The sequence below is a fragment of the Undibacterium umbellatum genome (assembly GCF_014284125.1).
Lineage (GTDB): Bacteria > Pseudomonadota > Gammaproteobacteria > Burkholderiales > Burkholderiaceae_D > Undibacterium > Undibacterium umbellatum.
On record NZ_JACOFX010000003.1, the window covers coordinates 274,451 to 292,882 of the forward strand.

Here is an 18,432-nt window from a genome sequence, read left to right on the forward strand (position 1 = left end):
ACATGTTTTTTGACCAGAATACCCGCCCTCGCATGCGGCTCAGGCATGCGTATTACAAGGAAATTAAATGCAAGATAGCAAATCAATAAATAAACAACCACGTCGTGGATTTTTGCAAGGCCTGGTGGCCACTGCAGCTGGCGTCACTCTGGCCGCGCCAGCAATGGCAAAACCGGCAACAAGTGCAGCGACTGTGCATCTGGATGCTGCCAAATGGTCGCCACGCAACCGCGAGATGGTCGCTGCAATGATCGCCCGCAATGGTAGCGCCAGCAAAAATTATTCAGCCAAGCGCAAGCCTTACGCCGTGTTTGACTGGGACAACACCAGCATCATGAATGATTGCGAAGAAGCCTTGTTGATCTATCAAATCAACCACCTGGCGTTCAAACTGACCCCTGCAGAATTCTCTGCGGTTATCCGTCAAAACGTACCGGTTGGTAACTTCACTGCTGATTACAAAAATGCAGCTGGCAAGGTATTGGATCTGGAAAGCGTTTGTACCGACCTCGACAGCGACTATGCCTACCTGCATGCCAATTACAAAGGCATGGCCGGTAGCCGCAGCCTGGAAGAAATCATGGAAACGCCACAGTTCCAGGACTTCCGTGCCAAGCTTTACTTCCTGTATGAAGCCGTCAACGATACGCATGGCGTGAACGTTGGTTATCCTTGGGTGATCTACTTCTTTGCCAACATGACCGTGGCAGAAGTCAGCGCACTGGCTGAAGCATCCAACGATGCCAACCTGGGCATGGGCCTGAGCAAGATCAAATTCACCAGCCCGGCATCCTTGCCAGGCGTAGCTGGCGTGATCACGACTTCCCATTTCCAGGGCATACGCCTGTGTACAGAAGTGGCGACATTGATGGATACTTTCCGTCAGAACGGTATCGACGTTTATGTCAGCACCGCTTCGCTGGAAGATGTGGTTGCCGTATTCGCGACCAATCCTAAATACGGTTACCACGTCAAACGTGAAAACGTCCTGGGCCTGCGCCTGGAACAAAATGGCGATGTCTACAAAAACGCCTACCGCAAAGACTGGCCTTTGAACTGGGGCCCAGGCAAAACTGTCGTCATCAAACGCGAACTGGTTGCCAAAAAAGGCTACGGCCCGGTATTTGTTGCTGGTGACAGCGATGGTGACTACGACATGCTGCGCGATTTCAAAGAAACAGAAATCGGCCTGGTCGTGAACCGCCTGAAAAAAGGCAAGATCGGTGAATTGTCCAAAGCCGCTGCTGATGCCGCCAAAGAAGCCAACCCACGCTTCCTGCTGCAAGGCCGCCAGGAATCCACAGGTAACTGGTTGCCAGTGGAAACTACCCTGAAACTGGGCAAAACTGCGCCTGCTTTGCTGGGTTGATTGTCAGCCTGGTGCTTGATTAATACTGTGAGCGAGCGACTCCCTCACAGTATATAGTTGTAAGTGGCGGCATTCTTTGTCGCCACTTTTCCCTTCCTTTATCTGCTCAGTCCGGTATTGTCTCCGGCCACCATCTGCCGTTAGATTGGTGACGAGTAATCTCAAAAGTAAGCTATGCCTGCTGCCACAAATATAGCAGCCGACAAGTGTGCAAGTGCCGTAGGCATTTGGCGACTTGCGTGCCTGAATATGACAAGAGCGAAAATTTGCATGCAAAGAGTGGCAAAAAATATCAGGAAAAAAGTGCCTAAAGAATCAATGCCAAACCATGCACCTGCCATTGCAAAACACTTCAGGTCACCACCGCCAAGTAGCTCTTTTTTAGTGAGCAAGTAGAGCAAGCGCACCAGCGCATATGGCAAAGCATAAGCAAGGATTGCAGCGACGATAAATAAATATCCCTGATCCTGAAATATATGGCTAAGCACGCCACAAATCAGCGTGGGAAAAACGATCACATCTGGCAGTATGTCGTGTTGCAAATCAATAGCTGCGAGCAGCAACAAGGAAAGAAAGTAAGCACTAAGTGCGATTGAAGAGACCTTGAGTCCAAATTGGTGGATGATTAAAAATCCACTGACGGTAGCCGCAAAAATGAGTAACAGTTTATTGTTGAGCGAGAGTGAGTAATTCCTGTCCTCAGCAGTTGTGCTTTCATTGACTAAAAAAGTATCCTCATTTGCTTGCCATTGCGTGATTAATCGCTGGGGTACGATACGTGCCAGCGGAATGAGGATGAGCAAAGCGATTACTGCAGACAACAGGGCGCTTGCATAAGGGTAAAGATTTGTGGGCATAGGCTGATTTATTAAACAGGCAATAAATTGCCGTAGTGATCTTTATAAGTAAATATTGCCTGAAAGAACAATGAAATTCTTTGAGCTTTGATACAAGCTTAAGATGATTTTGAATGGTTTATGTGTACTTTTCGGCCATATACATTGTCAAGGCGGTGTAGAATGAAAGAAATAATGTAAATCAAATTTTCCTGCCCAACATTTGTCCAGCCGTAATTGAGATGAATTTGCAAGCTTGGCCACTTTTGCGTCATTTTTGACGACTTTTGCCAAATTCCATTTGGAAAATTGCCACAATCACCATTCATTACCGTATAAACTTCAAGGCTGTTGGCGCGTTGTGCATCGCAATAAGCTAGAATGGACTTTTATATATCCGTCCAACCACGTCACTGATGAATGCTCCAGCCCAGATCCAGGCCTTGCTCGCAGATGCACCCCAAGGCGCCACCCCGACCCGCGTGCGGGAAATTCCCTATAACTACACCTCGTTTTCTGACCGCGAAATCGTCATCCGCCTGTTAGGTGAAGATGCATGGCAATTGCTTGATCAATTGCGCGGCAAACGCCAGACCGGACGATCTGCGCGCATGCTGTATGAAGTGCTGGGTGATATCTGGGTCGTGCAGCGTAATCCCTATCTGCAAGACGACATGCTGGACAACCCCAAGCGTCGTCAGGATTTGATTGATGCGCTGAACCACAGGCTGGCTGAAGTCGAGAAGCGCCGCCTGAGCACGGTCAACGATGATGCAGAACGCAGCAATAGCGTAGAGACTTTGGTGCAGGCCGCCCGCAGGGCTGTGGCAGCATTTTCCAAGGATTTTCGCGATACCTATGATTTGCGCAAGAAAGCCAACAGGCTGCTGGCGCGTTTCACGGCAAAAGACAATATCAAGTTTGATGGCCTGAGCCGTGTATCGCATGTCACTGATGCGACTGACTGGCGTGTGGAATACCCATTCGTCGTGCTGACGCCAGACACAGAAGATGAAATGGCGGGCCTCGTCAAAAGCTGTATAGAACTGGGATTGACCATCATCCCGCGTGGCGGTGGCACGGGTTATACCGGCGGCGCTATCCCGCTGACACCTTTGTCGGCGGTCATCAATACAGAAAAACTCGAACAATTGGGCGAGGTCGAAATGACACGCCTGCCTGGCGTAGACCGCGACTATGCGGTCATCTACTCAGGCGCAGGTGTGGTCACCAAGCGCGTTTCTGATGCGGCTGAAAAAGCAGGTTTTGTATTTGCCGTAGACCCAACCTCGGCCGAAGCCTCATGCATAGGCGGCAATGTCGCCATGAATGCCGGTGGCAAGAAGGCGGTATTGTGGGGCACGGCGCTCGACAACCTGGCTTCATGGCGCATGGTTGATCCTAACGGTGACTGGCTTGAAGTGACACGCCTTGAGCATAATCTCGGCAAAATCCATGATGTGGAAGTAGCCAGGTTCAAGCTCGAATGGACACATCCGGGCGAGAAGCAGCCATTCAAGACCGAGCAGCTTGATATCAAGGGCCGCGTCTTCCGCAAAGAAGGTCTGGGCAAGGACGTGACCGACAAGTTCCTCGCGGGTTTGCCAGGTGTGCAAAAAGAAGGTTGCGATGGCCTGATCACCTCGGCCCGCTGGATCTTGCACAAGATGCCGAAGTTTGCCCGCACCGTTTGCCTGGAATTCTTCGGCCAGGCACGTGATGCCATACCGAGCATAGTCGAAATCAAGGATTACCTCGATAACGAAACCCGCAAGGGCGGCGCGATATTGGCTGGTCTGGAACATCTGGATGAACGCTATCTGCGCGCCGTTGGTTATACGACCAAATCCAAGCGCGGTGTCTTGCCCAAGATGGCCTTGTTCGGCGACATCGTCGGCGATGATGAAAACGCCGTGGCCCAGGCCGCGTCTGAAGTCATACGCATTGCCAATACCCGCGTCGGTGAAGGCTTTGTGGCCGTCAGTCCTGAAGCACGCAAGAAATTCTGGCTGGATCGCGCCAAGACGGCAGCGATTTCCAAACATACCAATGCCTTCAAGATCAATGAAGACGTGGTAATTCCGCTTAACCGCATGGGTGAATATACCGATGGCATAGAGCGTATCAACATAGAATTATCGATACAAAACAAGCTGGCCTTGCTGGATGGCCTGAAGGGCTTTTTCGCCAAGCGCAATCTGCCGCTGGGCAAAAGTGAAGATGCCGCTGGCGATGATATCCCTGCATCTGAATTGCTTGAAGACCGCGTCAATGAAGCCAATGCCTTGTTGCAGGCAGCAGAAGCACGCTGGACTTATTTGCTGAATAATCTCGACAAACCACTGAGTGAAGCAAAAACAGAATTGCTGGAACTGGGTCTGGACAAGCTGGAATTTGTCTTCGACGAAAGATTAAAAATACAGCCTGATGTGACGGTATTTTCCATCGTCCAGGACCGGACAGTACGGGTATCCTGGAAGACAGAAATCCGTGCGCAACTGCGCCAGATTTTCAATGGCTCTGCCTTCAAGCTGATACTCGATGAATGCGTGGCCATACATAAAAAAGTCTTGCGCAGCCGCGTCTTCGTGGCCCTGCACATGCATGCCGGTGACGGCAATGTGCATACCAACTTGCCTGTCAATTCTGACGATTATGAAATGCTGCAAGTGGCGCACCATGCTGTTGCCCGCATCATGGTGCTGGCCCGTTCACTGAATGGCGTCATCTCTGGCGAGCATGGCATAGGTATCACCAAGCTGGAGTTTTTGACTGAAGATGAAATCAAGGATTTCCGCTCGTATAAATTACGCATAGATCCAGAAGGCCGCTTCAACAAGGGCAAGCTGCTGAACCTGCCAGACTTTGCTGCCGACCTGCGCAATGCCTACACGCCTTCATTTGGCCTGATGGGGCATGAGTCGCTGATCATGCAGCAAAGCGATATCGGTGCGATTGCGAACAGCGTCAAGGACTGCCTGCGTTGCGGCAAGTGCAAACCTGTCTGCGCGACCCATGTGCCACGCGCCAATTTGCTGTATTCGCCACGTAACAAGATACTGGCAACCTCGCTGCTGGTCGAAGCCTTTTTGTATGAAGAACAAACGCGTCGTGGTATCTCCATCAAGCACTGGGAAGAATTCGAGGATGTGGCCGACCACTGTACGGTCTGCCATAAATGCGTGACGCCCTGTCCGGTCGATATCGACTTTGGTGATGTGTCGATGAACATGCGCAATCTCTTGCGCAAGATGGACAAGAAGTCGTTCAACCCTGGCACCGCATCCGCCATGTTCTTCTTGAATGCCAAAGACCCGGCCACCATCAAGGCCGCACGTCAGGTCATATTTGGCTGGGGTGTGGCGGCACAGCGCCTCGGTAATACCGTATTGAAAAAGCTCGCCAAGAAGCAGACCAAGGCACCACCGGCCAGCCTGGGCAAGCCTGTCATACGTGAGCAGGTGATTCACTTCATCAACAAGAAAATGCCAGGCAATCTGCCCAAGAAAACCGCGCGTGCCTTGCTCGATATTGAAGATGACAAGATGGTCCCCATCATCCGCAACCCGCAAACCACGACAGCTGATACTGAAGCCGTGTTTTACTTCCCCGGCTGCGGTTCAGAAAGGCTGTTCTCACAAGTTGGTCTGGCAACCCAGGCGATGCTGTGGAATGTCGGCGTGCAAACCGTGCTGCCACCAGGTTATCTGTGCTGCGGTTACCCGCAACGCAGTGCCGGTCAGTTCGACAAGGCCGAGAAAATGATCACCGATAACCGCGTGCTGTTCCATCGCATGGCGAATACCCTGAACTATCTGGATATCAAGACCGTCGTGGTTTCTTGCGGCACCTGCTACGACCAGATACAGGGCTATGAATTCGACAAGATTTTCCCAGGCTGCCGCATCATCGATATCCATGAGTTCCTGCTCGAAAAAGATGTCAAGCTGGCGGCAGTGAATGGCACGCGTTATATGTATCATGACCCCTGCCATACACCGATGAAATTGCAAGACCCGCTGAAAACGGTCAATGCACTGATCACTACGGTCGATGAAGTCAAGATAGAAAAGAATGACCGCTGCTGTGGCGAAGCAGGTACGCTGGCAGTATCGCGTCCTGATATCTCCACGCAAATACGCTTCCGTAAGGAAGAAGAAATGAACAAGGGCGCAGACAAACTGCGCGCTGATGGTTTTACCGGCGACGTCAAAATCCTGACATCCTGCCCGGCCTGTTTGCAAGGCTTGACGCGCTATGATGAAGATTCTGGCACGACCGCAGACTACATCGTCGTCGAGATGGCCAAGCATATCCTGGGGCCAAACTGGATGCCGGAATATGTCGCCAAAGCCAATAACGGTGGTATAGAAAGGGTGCTGGTGTAATGTCAGTTACTTGTGAATTATGTGATGCCAATGCTGGCGATGTCATCGTCAGCACCGATCAATTGCGTGTCATCCTGGTGGATGATGCGAATTACCCCGGCTTTTGCCGCGTCATCTGGAATGCGCACGTGAAGGAAATGACTGATCTGTCTGATTCAGACAAGAATACTTTCATGCAAGCCGTCTGGAAGGTAGAAGCAGCCATACGTGCAGTCATGCAACCGCACAAGATGAATGTCGCCAGCCTGGGTAATATGGTGCCGCATTTGCACTGGCATCTGATTCCACGTTATGCCGATGATGCGCATTTCCCGAATCCTATCTGGGCTGCTGCGCGTAGCGACGAGCAAGACCAGTTTGGTCTGGATATACGGCGTGCTCGCATTCCGCAATTACAGCAAACCATTATTTCGAATTTTTCATCATGAGCATAGGCAAACCACAACCAACTTCCTTGAACGCCCGCACGCAATCGCGCGTGCTGGAAGTCGCTTTTGATGATGGCAAGGAGTTTTCTCTGCCCTTTGAATTACTGCGCGTGTGTTCTCCATCTGCTGAAGTACGTGGTCATGGGCCGGGGCAGGAGACGCTGCAAACCGGCAAACGTGATGTTGGCATTGTTGGCATAGAGCCTGTGGGTAATTATGCGATCAAGCCTATTTTTTCTGACCAGCATAGTTCGGGGATTTTTACCTGGGATTATCTGTATTGGCTGGGTGAAAACCAGTCTCAGGTCTGGCAGGAATATCTGGAGAAATTGCAGGCGGCGGGGTTTGCGGGGGATACTGGGCGGGATGCGCCCATGCCTGTGAAGGGTGGGGGGAGTTGTGGGACTAAGCATTGAGCGCGTGTCGATCTAAGATTTCAGTTTTCAAATTTCACGTCTCAGGTGTAGACCAGCAATGCCATCTTTTGATAAACCTTACTCATATTAACGTCATTCCTGCGCAGGCAGGAATCCAGCGGCGTTCGTAGTATACCGTTTAGTTTATTAATGTTCGCTTGTAGGTTGGGCCGGGCCTCGCTAGGCTACGCTCCACCAACCCAACACTTGGCCTCCGAGCAACGCATTCTTAAAAACGAAGCGATATTTCTGAATTCGCTTTTAACTGCCTGCACACGTTATTTAAGATTGCAGGCCGGTGGTAGACCGGCGGCTACATTCTTTTCTTGTCTCGCCAAGAAAAGAACGCAAAAGAAGGCGACCCAGGCGTCGTCGCCCCTGCGGGGTTCCCGTTTGTGCAGTACAAAAAATGGGAAGATCCGAAACTCGCCTGCGGCTCAAACATCGGCTCTTCTGTTTCCATTTTCTGTACCGCACAAACGGCGTCGACACATGGGAAGTGCGGAAAGTCAAAAGCAACCCCAAAGTCAAACCCAACTTCAAAACCGACGCTAATATGTGCGCTGGTGAGTGACGCGTGTCCAGCTTGTCAGCTTACTCCAAATCCGCCCGATCAAGATAAATCCTCCCCTTAACACCAGCCCGTTTATCCACCTGACCCTGCAACACCCGCAAAAACTCCGCATCAGTCGCAGCCTGCAATCCCGTCTTCTTCACCATCACATCAGCCATCGCCGCAGCCGCAGGCACAGTGATCGCCAGCACATGATCAAAGTCGGGCCTGCTATCAATTTCCTTCAGCAGGAAACGATGCGAACCACTGCCTATCTGATGATAAACGGCCTGCTTGTTCTCGCGCATTTGCGGCGATAGCTGGCGGAAGATCAGGGTCTTTTCCACGATGACAGCCACATCCTTGTATTCGGTTTTGCCACCCTGTTCAAAATGCCCAAGCACGATATTGGCCTTGAATTGTTTCAAGGGCAGCTTGCTGTCTGCGGCCAGTCTGGCGATCTCGAATTGTTCTGGTTCCATGGTCCACAAGACCAGTTTTTGTTCTAGTCTGGCTTTGATGGCAGCATCCAGTTGTTGATCGAGGCAACGTATCTGCAAGACGACCTGGTAATCATGCGGTGCATGGAACATGGGCAGGTGGGATACGTACATGCCTTCGCTGTTGCCGAACAAAAGCATGCCGTGTACGCCCCAGGTGGGGCCGTGTTTGTTTTCGGCGTGGGTGTTGAAGATGAAGCAAAAGCTCAACAGAATGAATGAGAGCAAGCGTTTCATGTGCTTATACCTTCACCAGCAATTTGCCGCGATGTTCGCCGGTGAATAAAGAATTCAGGGCGTTCGGCAATTGTTCAAAGCCATCAATTATGGTCTCTTCAAACACCAGCTCACCAGCCTTGACCCAGGGCGAGACGATGGCCAGCATTTCATCCATGCGGTGGAGGTAATCGCGGGCCAGTATGCCCTGTATGATGGCGCGCTGGTAGAGCATGTGCTGCAGCAGACGGGGGCCCATTTCTGGCACATCAAGGCCGCCGTTGTACTGGCTGATCTGGCCGCAGATGATGATGCGGGCGCGGCGCTTGATGATGGGGATGATGGCGTCGGTGACCATGCCGCCTACATTGTCGAAATACACATCGACACCGCCTGTGAGCTTGAGTATCTCCTGGCTCAATGTTTCGTCATTGCTGTATGCCTTGTAATCAAGTGCCCAGTCTGCTCCCAGTTTGTCCTTCAGCCAGGCACATTTTTCTGCGCCACCGGCGATGCCCAGAACTTTTGCGCCATGGCGTTTGGCGAATTGCACCACCAGTGAGCCAACCGCACCTGCTGCGCCGGATACAACGACTACTTCACCGGCATGTGGCTTGCCTGCCTCCGTCAAACCAAACCAGGCGGTGCGGCCGGGCATGCCGAGTACGCCCAGCGCGGTGGATACTGGCGCAATCGTCGGGTCGATTTTGCTCAGTGCGCTGACATGCACGCGCGCATGGCTTTGCCAGCCTGTCATGCCAAATACCCAGTCACCGGCTTTGAGGCTGGTGGCATTCGAGGCCAGCACCTGGCCGACCACGCCTGCCGCCTGCACGGTATTGAGTGGGTGTGGTTCCGGGTTATAGGTAGGCTTGGCAGACTGGTTGATGCGCATGTAGGGGTCTACGCTGATAAAGCGGGCGGCAATCAATACCTCGTCGCGGTCGAGGGATGTATTCAGGGGCTGGCTGCGCAATTCATAGTGTTCATTGCTGACGATGCCAGTCGGATGGCGGCTGTATATCCATTGCTGGTGAATTACATTTTCAGTGTTGGTCATGGTCGGATCAGATCAAGGAGGGAGATGTTTGCATAGTAGGTCTGTTAAAATGTCTCGTAAAGCAATATAAATTCACTTTTAAAGTCCAGATTGGAAACTTAGTTGGGAAACTTAATTAAGAAACTTAAGCAATCATGAATTTGATAGACCTGAAAATCTTCGCCTGCGTGGCAAGGCAGCCATCATTGGGGGCAGCAGCGCAAGAATTGCATTTGACACCGTCGGCAGTATCCAAAGCTTTGCGCAGACTGGAAGGGGACCTGGATACGGTGCTGTTTGATCGTTCTGCCAAGCGACTCAGCCTGAATGCCAGTGGCCGGCGCATGCTGGAATTTGCCCGTAATATGCTGGCCATGGCTGAGCAGGCCAGAGCTGATGTGGGCGGTGAACAAGCCAGCTTCAGTTGTCGCGTGGCTGGCCCGGCGATTTTGCTGTGGCGGCATGCCGGGCAACTAGCCGGGGCCATGGCGGACTACCCGGCTGCTGACTTGCATATGAGCAGCATGTATGAAGAAGATGCCCTGGCTGCACTGTCCCGTGGCGAGGCCAATACGGCATTGGTCACGGCAGAAGTGCTGGATGGCCGGGCAGCATACTGGTCGCCAGAGTGGCAAAGCCTGTCGCTGGGGGCATTGAATTTGCAGTTGTTGGCTGGTTTGCAACATCCGCTGGTGTTGTCTACGCCTGAGCAGGCTGGTGCATTGCAAGTCAGCAGTAGCCAGGTGCTGGCACATGACTTTGTCAGTCCCACCCGCTCATTGTTTTGTGGCAAGCAGCGCGGCAAGCGTTCAGATGGCTGGCGGGATGACCAGTTGCCGCGCAAGATTGCTTACTGGATGGATGATTTGCAGTTACTGCTTTCCATGCTCAAATCAGGCAAGGCGCTGGCCTATCTGCCCGATTTTGCTCTGGCTGATACTGAACTGGTCCGGCTGGAAGTGGTAGATTGCGGTTTTAGCTGTAGCGAAGAAGTGCATCTGGTCTGGAATGCCAGGACGGCTGCGCAATGGCAACTGGAGCTGGTGGCCGCTCTCAAAGATCAGTCCAGCAAGGCCTGATTTTGGCGATAAGGCAAGGCTTTGGCCTGGGGATAGGCTACAATTCTCCCTGATGATACCAATAGCTATGCATGCATGAGGTTAAGAAAATGAGCAATACCACCCATTTTGGTTATACCACCGTAGAAGAAGATCAAAAAGTCCACAAGGTTGCGGAAGTTTTTCACTCCGTCGCCGCCAAATATGATGTCATGAATGACATGATGTCGGCTGGCTTGCACAGGGTATGGAAGATATTCACCGTCGCCCAGGCTGGCGTGCGCCCTGGCTTCAAGGTGCTCGATATTGCTGGTGGTACGGGTGACCTGACCAAGGAATTTGTGCGTCAGGCGGGCAAGACTGGTGAAGTCTGGCATACCGATATCAACGAATCCATGCTCAGGGTAGGGCGTGACCGCCTCTTGAATAAGGGCCTGATCACCCCCACTTTACTGTGTGACGCAGAAAAATTACCTTTTCAGGATAATTACTTTGACAGGGTCACTGTGGCATTTGGTTTGCGGAATATGACACACAAGGATCAGGCACTGGCAGAAATCCAGCGTGTCCTGAAGCCGGGTGGCAAATTGCTGGTGCTGGAATTCTCCAAAGTACCGGAAATTCTGCAAAAACCTTATGACCTGTATTCTTTCAAGGTCTTGCCCTGGATGGGGCAAAAGATCGCTGGCGATGCTGACAGCTATAAGTACCTTGCTGAATCGATACGCATGCATCCCGATCAGGAAACCCTGAAAACGATGATGGAAACAGCAGGTTTGGAAAGTGTGCAATATTTTAATTTGACGGCAGGTGTGGCTGCATTGCACACAGGTATCAAGTATTGAAGTAATAGATTTGAAGCAAATACGCTTTGAAATAATCTGGAAACAAACAGGAGTCGAATGATGAAAAAATTTCTGATCGCCATGCTGGTCGTTGCAAGCACGATGACTATGTCATCCTTTGACGCAGAAGCCAAGCGACTTGGTAGCGGCAGCTCGATAGGCAAGCAATCGAATAATGTGTCACGCCAGGCAACGCCGGCAGCGGCACCTACACATAATGCCGCTACGCCAGCGGCAACACCTGCTGCTACGCCTGCTGTAGCACCGCCCAAGCCTGGCATCCCATGGAAGGGTATTGCCGGTGGTTTGATCGGAGGCGCCTTGCTGGCTGCAGCCTTGTCTCATTTGGGTCTGGGTGGTGCGCTCGCCAGCATGCTGGGTAGTTTACTGACTTTCGCCCTGATTGGTCTGGCAATATTCTTTGTCGTGCGTTTCTTCCGCAATCGGAACCGCCAGGGTACGGGTAATGGCTTTAACCAGCCAGCTTTTGCCGGAGCCCCATCTATGCCGTCAGCGGCACCTGAACCTATGGCATTCCAAAACAATGCGCCAGGTTCTTCAGGCAGCAATCTGAGTGGTAACGCTAACTGGACTATCCCGGCAGACTTTGATGTGCCTGGCTTCCTGCGTAATGCCAAGACTTATTTCATCCGCCTGCAAGCGGCATGGGATAAGGCAGACATCAATGATTTGCGTGAATTCACCACGGCAGAAATGTATGCAGAACTGAAATTGCAAATCCAGGAACGTGGCGCATCTTCCAATGTGACGGATGTCGTCACCCTGAATGCAGATATGCTGGGCGTGGAAACCACGGCTACAGAGTATCTGGCCAGCGTCAAGTTCAGCGGCATGATCAAGGAATCTGCAAATGCACCTGCAGAAGCCTTTACTGAAGTCTGGAATTTGTCCAAGTCAGTCAATGGTCAGGGCGGCTGGGTATTAGCTGGTATTCAGCAAATGTAAGCAAGGACTCACGCAAAACCGCCCCAGCGGCGTTCAGCGCCTAGCCGTACTTATCGTACTGTCGTCGTCGCTGCAGTCTTGCTGGAATAATTTTGCGAGAGTCCTTGAAAGAGTTTGATGCTACGCAGCGATGCTCGCTGCGATTAGCTGTTAAACTGGAAGCCGCCCCGCAAATTGCCGGGCGGTTTTTTATTTGCACGATTTTTTTGCATGATATTTCCGGCTGAGCATTCCATGCTGGCCAGGTATTTTGTAATTGCCCTGATTTGAACATGATCACCATTGCACCCTTTATCAATCATCTTCTGGCACAAGAAAGCTGGGCCAGGAACAAGCTCTTGCCACACGCTGGCAAGATTGCCTGCATAGACTTGCAAACCATGCAATTACGCCTGAAAGTCGCGCCAGATGGCCTGCTGGAAAGCGCCGCTGCCGGTGAACAGGTGCAAGTGACCATCTACGTCAAACTCAGTGACTTGCCGCTGATAGCGCAAAACCGCGAGCGTGCTTTTTCTTATGTCAAAATTGAAGGTGATGCGGACTTTGCCAACACTATTTCCAATCTCAGCCAGAATTTGCGCTGGGAAGCGGAAGAAGATCTGAGCAAACTGTTTGGTGACGTGGCAGCAGTCCGCATGGTGGGCTTGGCCAAATCCCTGCACAAGACGGCGCTGGAAACCCATCAAAAATTCCAGGAAAACCTGGCAGAATATTTTTTGGAAGAAAACCCCATGCTGGTGCGGCCCCAGGCCGTGCAGGGCTTTAGTACCGAAGTCACCAAGACGCGGGATGATGTCGAGCGTCTTATCAAGCGCATCGAAAAACTGGAAAGGTTGCGCGGATGATATTGAAGTTTCTGAGGCTGGCAAAAATTATACGTATCGCCATCAAATATGGCATAGATGAAATCGCAATTTCCGGTTTATCGGTGCCACGCACCGCGCGCCTGATAGACATATTGATATTTTGGCGGGACATCTCGGCCCCGCGTGGCGAGCGCCTGCGCAAGGCTCTGGAAGAACTCGGCCCCATCTTCGTCAAATTTGGCCAGGTATTGTCAACCCGGCGTGACCTCATGCCATTTGATATTGCCGAAGAGCTGGCACACTTGCAAGACCGCGTACCCTCCTTTGACCCTGATCTGGCGATAGCGCAAATCAAAAAATCTTTGGGCGCGCATCCTGATCAGTTGTTCGCCAGTTTTGAGCGCGTTCCAGTGGCTTCTGCCTCCATCGCCCAGGTGCATTTCGCCGTGTTGAAAGATGGCCGCGAAGTGGCTGTTAAAGTCCTTCGCCCCGGCATGAAAGAAGTCATCGATGATGACGTCGCCCTCATGCAAATTGCTGCCGGCTGGCTGGAAGCTTTATGGGCCGATGGCAAGCGCCTGAAAGCCAAGGAAGTGGTCGGCGAGTTTGACAAATACCTGCACGATGAACTCGATCTCATGCGAGAGGCGGCCAATGGCAGCCAGTTGCGCCGCAATTTTGCCGACTCGGATTTGCTGATGGTACCAGAGATGCACTGGGATTATTGTTCGTCTTCCGTCATCGTCATGGAGCGCATGCAGGGCATACCGATTTCACAACTGGATAAATTGCGCGAAGCTGGTGTTGATCTGGGCAAACTCTCGCGTGATGGCGTCACCATCTTCTTTACCCAGGTGTTTCGCGATGGTTTTTTTCATGCAGATATGCATCCCGGTAATATCCTGGTATCGACGGCACCTGCTACCCTGGGCCGTTATATCGCCCTGGATTTTGGCATCGTTGGCACACTCAATGATTTCGACAAGGACTACCTGTCGCAAAATTTTTTGGCTTTTTTCCGCCGCGACTACAAACGCGTGGCAGAAGCACATATAGAGTCAGGCTGGGCACCCAAGGACACCCGCGTCGATGAGCTGGAAGCCGCAGTGCGCGCCTGTTGCGAACCCATTTTTGACCGCCCGCTGAAAGACATTTCTTTTGGCCAGGTCTTGTTGCGCCTGTTCCAGACTTCGCGCCGCTTCAATGTAGAAGTGCAACCGCAACTGGTGCTGCTGCAAAAAACCCTGCTCAATATTGAGGGCCTGGGGCGTCAGCTGGACCCTGACCTGGATTTATGGAAAACCGCCAAACCTTATCTGGAACGCTGGATGAGCGAACAGGTAGGCTGGCGCGGCCTGATAGAAAAACTCAAGGACGAAGCACCGCGCTATAGCCACATCTTCCCGCAATTGCCACGCCTGGCGCACCAGGCTCTGACACGTGCGGCCGAACCTGGGCATAGCGATGAAATGCTGATGGCTTTGTTGACAGAGCAAAGACGTACCAATCGCCTGTTGCGCACTATCGTGTATTTCGGTGCGGGCTTGTTTTCTGGCGTTGTGGTGGCGCAATTGCTGCTGCATTTCTATTTCAAAATTGGATAGATGCAGCATGGCTGATTTCCTGAACCGTGATCCACGTAACCCGCAATTCTGGGATGAACGTTTTGAAAAAAACTTCACGCCATGGGATAAAGGTAATGTTCCGGTGGATTTACAAGCCTTCATGCAGACTGCTGCCGGGCCAATGAATGTTCTGATCCCCGGTTGCGGCAATGGTTACGAAGCGGCTTTTCTGGCACAGGCAGGCTGGCCGGTGGTGGCTATCGATTTTTCCCCTGCTGCCGTGCGCAGCGCGCAAGCGGCGATAGGTGAGTGGGGCAAGCATGTCATCGAGGCAGATTTTTTTGCCTACACTCCCGCACAACCGCTGGACTTGATTTATGAACGCGCCTTCTTTTGCGCACTACCTCCTGCGATGCGGGCAGATATCGTCAAGCGCTGGGCGACACTTTTGTCCTCAGGTGCCTTGCTGGCAGGGTTTTTCTTTTTTGATGATGCTGAAGATGCGTCGCTGAAAGGGCCTCCGTTCACCATCCACAGCGCAGTATTTACGGAATTGATGTCGCCGTATTTTGCCTTGCTTGAAGAGCGGGCTGTCAGTGACTCCATACCCGTGTTTGCGGGCAGGGAGTGGTGGCAGGTGTGGAAACGCTTGTAACATCGTAGGTTGGGCTACGTTTCATCAGCCCAACACTCGGCCTATAAATTTCGTATACGTTTATCAAAGGCCCAGTGTTGGGCTGGTAAGCCGCAGCCCAACCTACGAAGTTAACGCACTTCATCCCCCACAGGCACATCACTTGCTTGCCATTCCCTCACACTGACCAGGCCATAAGCCGGTCACCTCCATGATTCACTCTCCCTCATGGCATACGCCTCTTGAAAGGGAATGGAATGAATAAGGCAGTCACACTGGCATTGCAAGGCGGCGGATCACATGGCGCACTGACTTGGGGCGTTCTGGACCGTTTGCTCGAAGATGGGCGCATCAGCATAGAGGCGATCAGCGGTTCCAGTGCGGGGGCCATGAATGCGGTGGCGCTGGCACATGGTTATCTGCAGGGCGGGGCAGATGGTGCCAGAGAGTCACTGAAAAATTTCTGGGATAGCGTCGCCAGCAGTTCCCCCTTTAGCTCAGTCATGGATGAACATGCGTTGACGGCTGATATTGCGACACAATCTGAATTGCCAGCCGCCATGAAGCATTTGTTTTCCTGGGCGCGTTTCTTTTCACCTAGCCAGCTCAATCCCTTCGACATCAACCCCTTGCGAGATATCCTGGCGGCGCAGATAGACTTTGAACGCTTGCGTCAGCAACCTGGCATTGAGCTGTTCATCGCCACGACACAGGTCAGTACTGGTAGCTTGAAACTGTTTCGCAACCGCCAGATGAGTCTGGATGTCTTGCTGGCTTCAGCCTGCCTGCCCATGATACACAGGGCGGTCGAGATAGACGGCGAGGCATACTGGGACGGCGGCCTGACTGCCAACCCTCCATTATTCCCGCTAGTACATAAATGCAAGGCGCCCGACATTATCGCTATTCTCCTACATGCCCAGCCCAGGGGGGAGGTGCCTTCCACAGTCAACGAAATCTGGCAGCGGCTGACTGAGATGAGTTTCAGTTCTACCTTTCACACTGAATCGCAGGGTTTGTTACTGGCAAAGCGCGAAGCAGATCGTGGCTGGCTGACCTGGGGCAGGCTGGAACGTCGTCTGCGCAAATTGAACCTGCATGTGATTGCTGCACCTGAACTCATGAGCCAGTTAAGTAGCCACAGCAAAATGAATGCACAGGCGGCTTTTTTGCACAGCCTGCATGCCGAGGGCAGGGCAAGGGCGCAAGTCTGGCTGGATCAGCATTTTCAGCAACTGGGGCAATATTCCAGCTTCAGGATGGCGCATCTGTTTCGCTAGCACCTGAGGCCGCGCTGGTGTTACCATCATCAGGTTTTCACTGGTATCCATAGATAGACATGCGCCTCTTCAAGTCCGCTTCCGACCTTACGCATTTAAACGGCATCCCGTTACAGGCAGATACCGTCCAGACGCTGCTTAGTGCAGCAGACTACCGCAACACTTTGCTGGCAAAAATTGCCGCTGCCAGGCACAGGATATATTTATGCAGCCTGTACCTGCAAAATGATGAAGCAGGCGCTGAGATCCTGCAGGCACTATATGCAGCCAAGGCTGCCCGCCCTGAGCTCGATATTGCTGTCCTGGTCGACTGGCACCGGGCGCAACGGGGTTTGATTGGTGCTGCAAAAAGTGGCGGCAATGCAGCCTGGTATCAAGAGGCCAGCAAGGCAAATGCCTATGCTGTGCCGCTGTATGGAATACCGGTACAAACCCGCGAATTATTTGGTGTGCTGCATTTGAAAGGCTTCGTCATTGATGATGAAGTCATCTATAGCGGTGCCAGCCTGAACAATGTGTATCTGCACAAACAAGACAAATACCGTCATGACCGTTACCTGCTGATCCATAACAAAGTGCTGGCCAACTGCATGGTGCAATTCATCCGTGAACACTTGTTATCTGCCGCTGCCGTGCACAGGCTGGATATGCCTGAGATACCCGCTACGCGTAGCATACGCCGCGAAATCAAGCAGTTCAGGAGTAAGCTGAAAAGCGCCCGTTATGACTGCAACATGGCCGAACAAGAATACGACAGACATCGCCTGAGTGTGACGCCGCTGGTGGGCGTCGGCAAAAATAATCCGCTCAACAAAGTCATTTGCCAGTTGCTGTCTGCCAGCAAGACGCAGATCACCATCTGCACGCCTTACTTCAATTTCCCGCTGGCGGTCACCCGTGAAATCAACCGCGCCCTGAAGCGCGGAGTGCGCATTTGCGTCATCGTTGGCGACAAGACAGCCAATGACTTCTTCATCCCGCCAGAGCAGCCTTTCAAGGTCATTGCGGCCTTGCCGTATCTGTATGAGGTCAATCTGCGCCGCTTTGCCAAGTCCCATCAGGCAGACATCAGCAGCGGGCAATTGCAACTGCGCCTGTGGAAGGATGATGATAATACCTACCATCTCAAAGGCATGTGGATAGACCAGGAGTATGCCCTCATGACCGGCAATAACCTCAATCCGCGTGCCTTTCGCCTGGACCTGGAAAACGCCTTGCTGATCCATGATCCGCAGCATGAATTGCGGCAGCAAAGACAAGATGAGTTGAACAGCATCATGGAAAAAACGGCGGTCATCACACACTATCGTGAGCTGGAAAAAAACATTGATTACCCTGATCCTGTACGCAAATTGCTGGGGCGGCTTAGTGGCACGCGGCTGGACCGACTGGCGTATCGGGTGTTGTAGCCTGAATTTTGCAATTTTCCTGCTAAAGTTAAATAGTCTTTAAGTTACTAAATATTCACCGCATCGCTGGCCCGAGGTTGTACTATCCTGTTGATACACTTCTTGGTATTTTCATAATTGTACA

15 protein-coding genes are annotated in these 18,432 nt (G+C 52.1%); 12 read left to right on the forward strand and 3 right to left on the reverse strand.

Annotation, left to right across the window (positions count from 1 at the left end; all coding sequences use genetic code 11):
- The first annotated feature begins 67 nt into the window (after positions 1-67).
- Positions 68-1,369, forward strand: a complete 1,302-nt coding sequence (locus H8L47_RS09480; protein WP_186953339.1) for an HAD family hydrolase — start codon at positions 68-70, stop codon at positions 1,367-1,369.
- A gap of 161 nt (positions 1,370-1,530) precedes the next feature.
- On the opposite strand, the gene H8L47_RS09485 is transcribed toward H8L47_RS09480, so the two are convergent.
- On the reverse strand, positions 1,531-2,226 hold the full coding sequence (locus tag H8L47_RS09485; protein ID WP_186953340.1) for a prepilin peptidase: 696 nt from the start codon (positions 2,224-2,226) through the stop codon (positions 1,531-1,533).
- Between the two features lie 395 nt (positions 2,227-2,621).
- Between H8L47_RS09485 and H8L47_RS09490 the strand changes: the two genes are divergently transcribed.
- Genes H8L47_RS09490 through H8L47_RS09500 form a run of 3 tightly spaced genes read left to right on the forward strand, consistent with a single transcriptional unit; the run spans position 2,622 to position 7,437 of the window.
- The gene (locus H8L47_RS09490) at positions 2,622-6,593 is read left to right on the forward strand and encodes a DUF3683 domain-containing protein (RefSeq protein ID WP_186953341.1); all 3,972 of its coding nucleotides are present in this window, start codon (positions 2,622-2,624) and stop codon (positions 6,591-6,593) included.
- Complete coding sequence (locus H8L47_RS09495; protein ID WP_186953342.1) at positions 6,593-7,021, forward strand: HIT family protein; 429 nt, start codon at positions 6,593-6,595, stop codon at positions 7,019-7,021. Before H8L47_RS09490 ends, H8L47_RS09495 begins: the two co-directional genes overlap by 1 nt.
- Positions 7,018-7,437 (forward strand): gamma-butyrobetaine hydroxylase-like domain-containing protein, encoded by a 420-nt coding sequence (locus tag H8L47_RS09500; RefSeq protein WP_186953343.1) that lies wholly within the window; start codon positions 7,018-7,020, stop codon positions 7,435-7,437. The genes H8L47_RS09495 and H8L47_RS09500 overlap by 4 nt, the downstream gene beginning before the upstream one ends.
- 594 nt (positions 7,438-8,031) lie before the next feature.
- Here the strand turns inward: H8L47_RS09500 and H8L47_RS09505 are convergent.
- Both H8L47_RS09505 and H8L47_RS09510 read right to left on the reverse strand, forming a co-directional pair.
- Positions 8,032-8,727: a hypothetical protein gene (locus tag H8L47_RS09505; RefSeq protein ID WP_186953344.1), complete on the reverse strand. Its 696-nt coding sequence runs from the start codon at positions 8,725-8,727 to the stop codon at positions 8,032-8,034.
- Between the two features lie 4 nt (positions 8,728-8,731).
- Positions 8,732-9,766 carry an NADP-dependent oxidoreductase gene (locus tag H8L47_RS09510; protein WP_186953345.1) on the reverse strand — a complete coding sequence of 345 codons (1,035 nt, stop codon included), beginning with the start codon at positions 9,764-9,766 and terminating at the stop codon, positions 8,732-8,734.
- 134 nt (positions 9,767-9,900) lie between these two features.
- Here H8L47_RS09510 and H8L47_RS09515 point away from each other — a divergent pair, with 134 nt between their 5' ends.
- The 8 genes from H8L47_RS09515 (at position 9,901) to pssA (ending at position 18,308) form a co-directional block, all read left to right on the forward strand.
- The gene (locus H8L47_RS09515) at positions 9,901-10,824 is read left to right on the forward strand and encodes a LysR family transcriptional regulator (RefSeq protein ID WP_186953346.1); all 924 of its coding nucleotides are present in this window, start codon (positions 9,901-9,903) and stop codon (positions 10,822-10,824) included.
- Positions 10,825-10,913: 89 nt separating this feature from the next.
- Positions 10,914-11,648, forward strand: a complete 735-nt coding sequence (gene ubiE / locus H8L47_RS09520; RefSeq protein ID WP_186953347.1) for a bifunctional demethylmenaquinone methyltransferase/2-methoxy-6-polyprenyl-1,4-benzoquinol methylase UbiE — start codon at positions 10,914-10,916, stop codon at positions 11,646-11,648.
- A gap of 60 nt (positions 11,649-11,708) precedes the next feature.
- Positions 11,709-12,614 (forward strand): Tim44 domain-containing protein, encoded by a 906-nt coding sequence (locus H8L47_RS09525; protein ID WP_186953348.1) that lies wholly within the window; start codon positions 11,709-11,711, stop codon positions 12,612-12,614.
- Between the two features lie 272 nt (positions 12,615-12,886).
- On the forward strand, positions 12,887-13,459 hold the full coding sequence (locus H8L47_RS09530) for a ubiquinone biosynthesis accessory factor UbiJ (RefSeq protein ID WP_186953349.1): 573 nt from the start codon (positions 12,887-12,889) through the stop codon (positions 13,457-13,459).
- A complete protein-coding gene (ubiB, locus tag H8L47_RS09535; protein WP_186953350.1) occupies positions 13,456-15,024 on the forward strand; it encodes a ubiquinone biosynthesis regulatory protein kinase UbiB in 1,569 nt (522 codons plus the stop codon). The genes H8L47_RS09530 and ubiB overlap by 4 nt, the downstream gene beginning before the upstream one ends.
- A gap of 7 nt (positions 15,025-15,031) precedes the next feature.
- Positions 15,032-15,640 carry a methyltransferase gene (locus tag H8L47_RS09540; protein WP_186953351.1) on the forward strand — a complete coding sequence of 203 codons (609 nt, stop codon included), beginning with the start codon at positions 15,032-15,034 and terminating at the stop codon, positions 15,638-15,640.
- 236 nt (positions 15,641-15,876) lie between these two features.
- A complete protein-coding gene (locus H8L47_RS09545; RefSeq protein ID WP_186953352.1) occupies positions 15,877-16,899 on the forward strand; it encodes a patatin-like phospholipase family protein in 1,023 nt (340 codons plus the stop codon).
- Positions 16,900-16,958: 59 nt separating this feature from the next.
- Positions 16,959-18,308: a CDP-diacylglycerol--serine O-phosphatidyltransferase gene (pssA, locus tag H8L47_RS09550; protein WP_186953353.1), complete on the forward strand. Its 1,350-nt coding sequence runs from the start codon at positions 16,959-16,961 to the stop codon at positions 18,306-18,308.
- Positions 18,309-18,432: the final 124 nt, after the last annotated feature.

Bases quoted from the DNA above. Each gene is read 5' to 3' on its own strand.
- H8L47_RS09515 (WP_186953346.1), top strand. From the start codon at position 9,901: ATGAATTTGATAGACCTGAAAATCTTCGCCTGCGTGGCAAGGCAGCCA.
- H8L47_RS09485 (WP_186953340.1), bottom strand. From the start codon at position 2,226: ATGCCCACAAATCTTTACCCTTATGCAAGCGCCCTGTTGTCTGCAGTA.
- H8L47_RS09510 (WP_186953345.1), bottom strand. From the start codon at position 9,766: ATGACCAACACTGAAAATGTAATTCACCAGCAATGGATATACAGCCGC.
- H8L47_RS09490 (WP_186953341.1), top strand. From the start codon at position 2,622: ATGAATGCTCCAGCCCAGATCCAGGCCTTGCTCGCAGATGCACCCCAA.
- ubiB (WP_186953350.1), top strand. From the start codon at position 13,456: ATGATATTGAAGTTTCTGAGGCTGGCAAAAATTATACGTATCGCCATC.
- H8L47_RS09480 (WP_186953339.1), top strand. From the start codon at position 68: ATGCAAGATAGCAAATCAATAAATAAACAACCACGTCGTGGATTTTTG.
- ubiE (WP_186953347.1), top strand. From the start codon at position 10,914: ATGAGCAATACCACCCATTTTGGTTATACCACCGTAGAAGAAGATCAA.
- H8L47_RS09530 (WP_186953349.1), top strand. From the start codon at position 12,887: ATGATCACCATTGCACCCTTTATCAATCATCTTCTGGCACAAGAAAGC.
- H8L47_RS09545 (WP_186953352.1), top strand. From the start codon at position 15,877: ATGAATAAGGCAGTCACACTGGCATTGCAAGGCGGCGGATCACATGGC.
- H8L47_RS09540 (WP_186953351.1), top strand. From the start codon at position 15,032: ATGGCTGATTTCCTGAACCGTGATCCACGTAACCCGCAATTCTGGGAT.
- H8L47_RS09505 (WP_186953344.1), bottom strand. From the start codon at position 8,727: ATGAAACGCTTGCTCTCATTCATTCTGTTGAGCTTTTGCTTCATCTTC.
- pssA (WP_186953353.1), top strand. From the start codon at position 16,959: ATGCGCCTCTTCAAGTCCGCTTCCGACCTTACGCATTTAAACGGCATC.
- H8L47_RS09500 (WP_186953343.1), top strand. From the start codon at position 7,018: ATGAGCATAGGCAAACCACAACCAACTTCCTTGAACGCCCGCACGCAA.
- H8L47_RS09495 (WP_186953342.1), top strand. From the start codon at position 6,593: ATGTCAGTTACTTGTGAATTATGTGATGCCAATGCTGGCGATGTCATC.
- H8L47_RS09525 (WP_186953348.1), top strand. From the start codon at position 11,709: ATGAAAAAATTTCTGATCGCCATGCTGGTCGTTGCAAGCACGATGACT.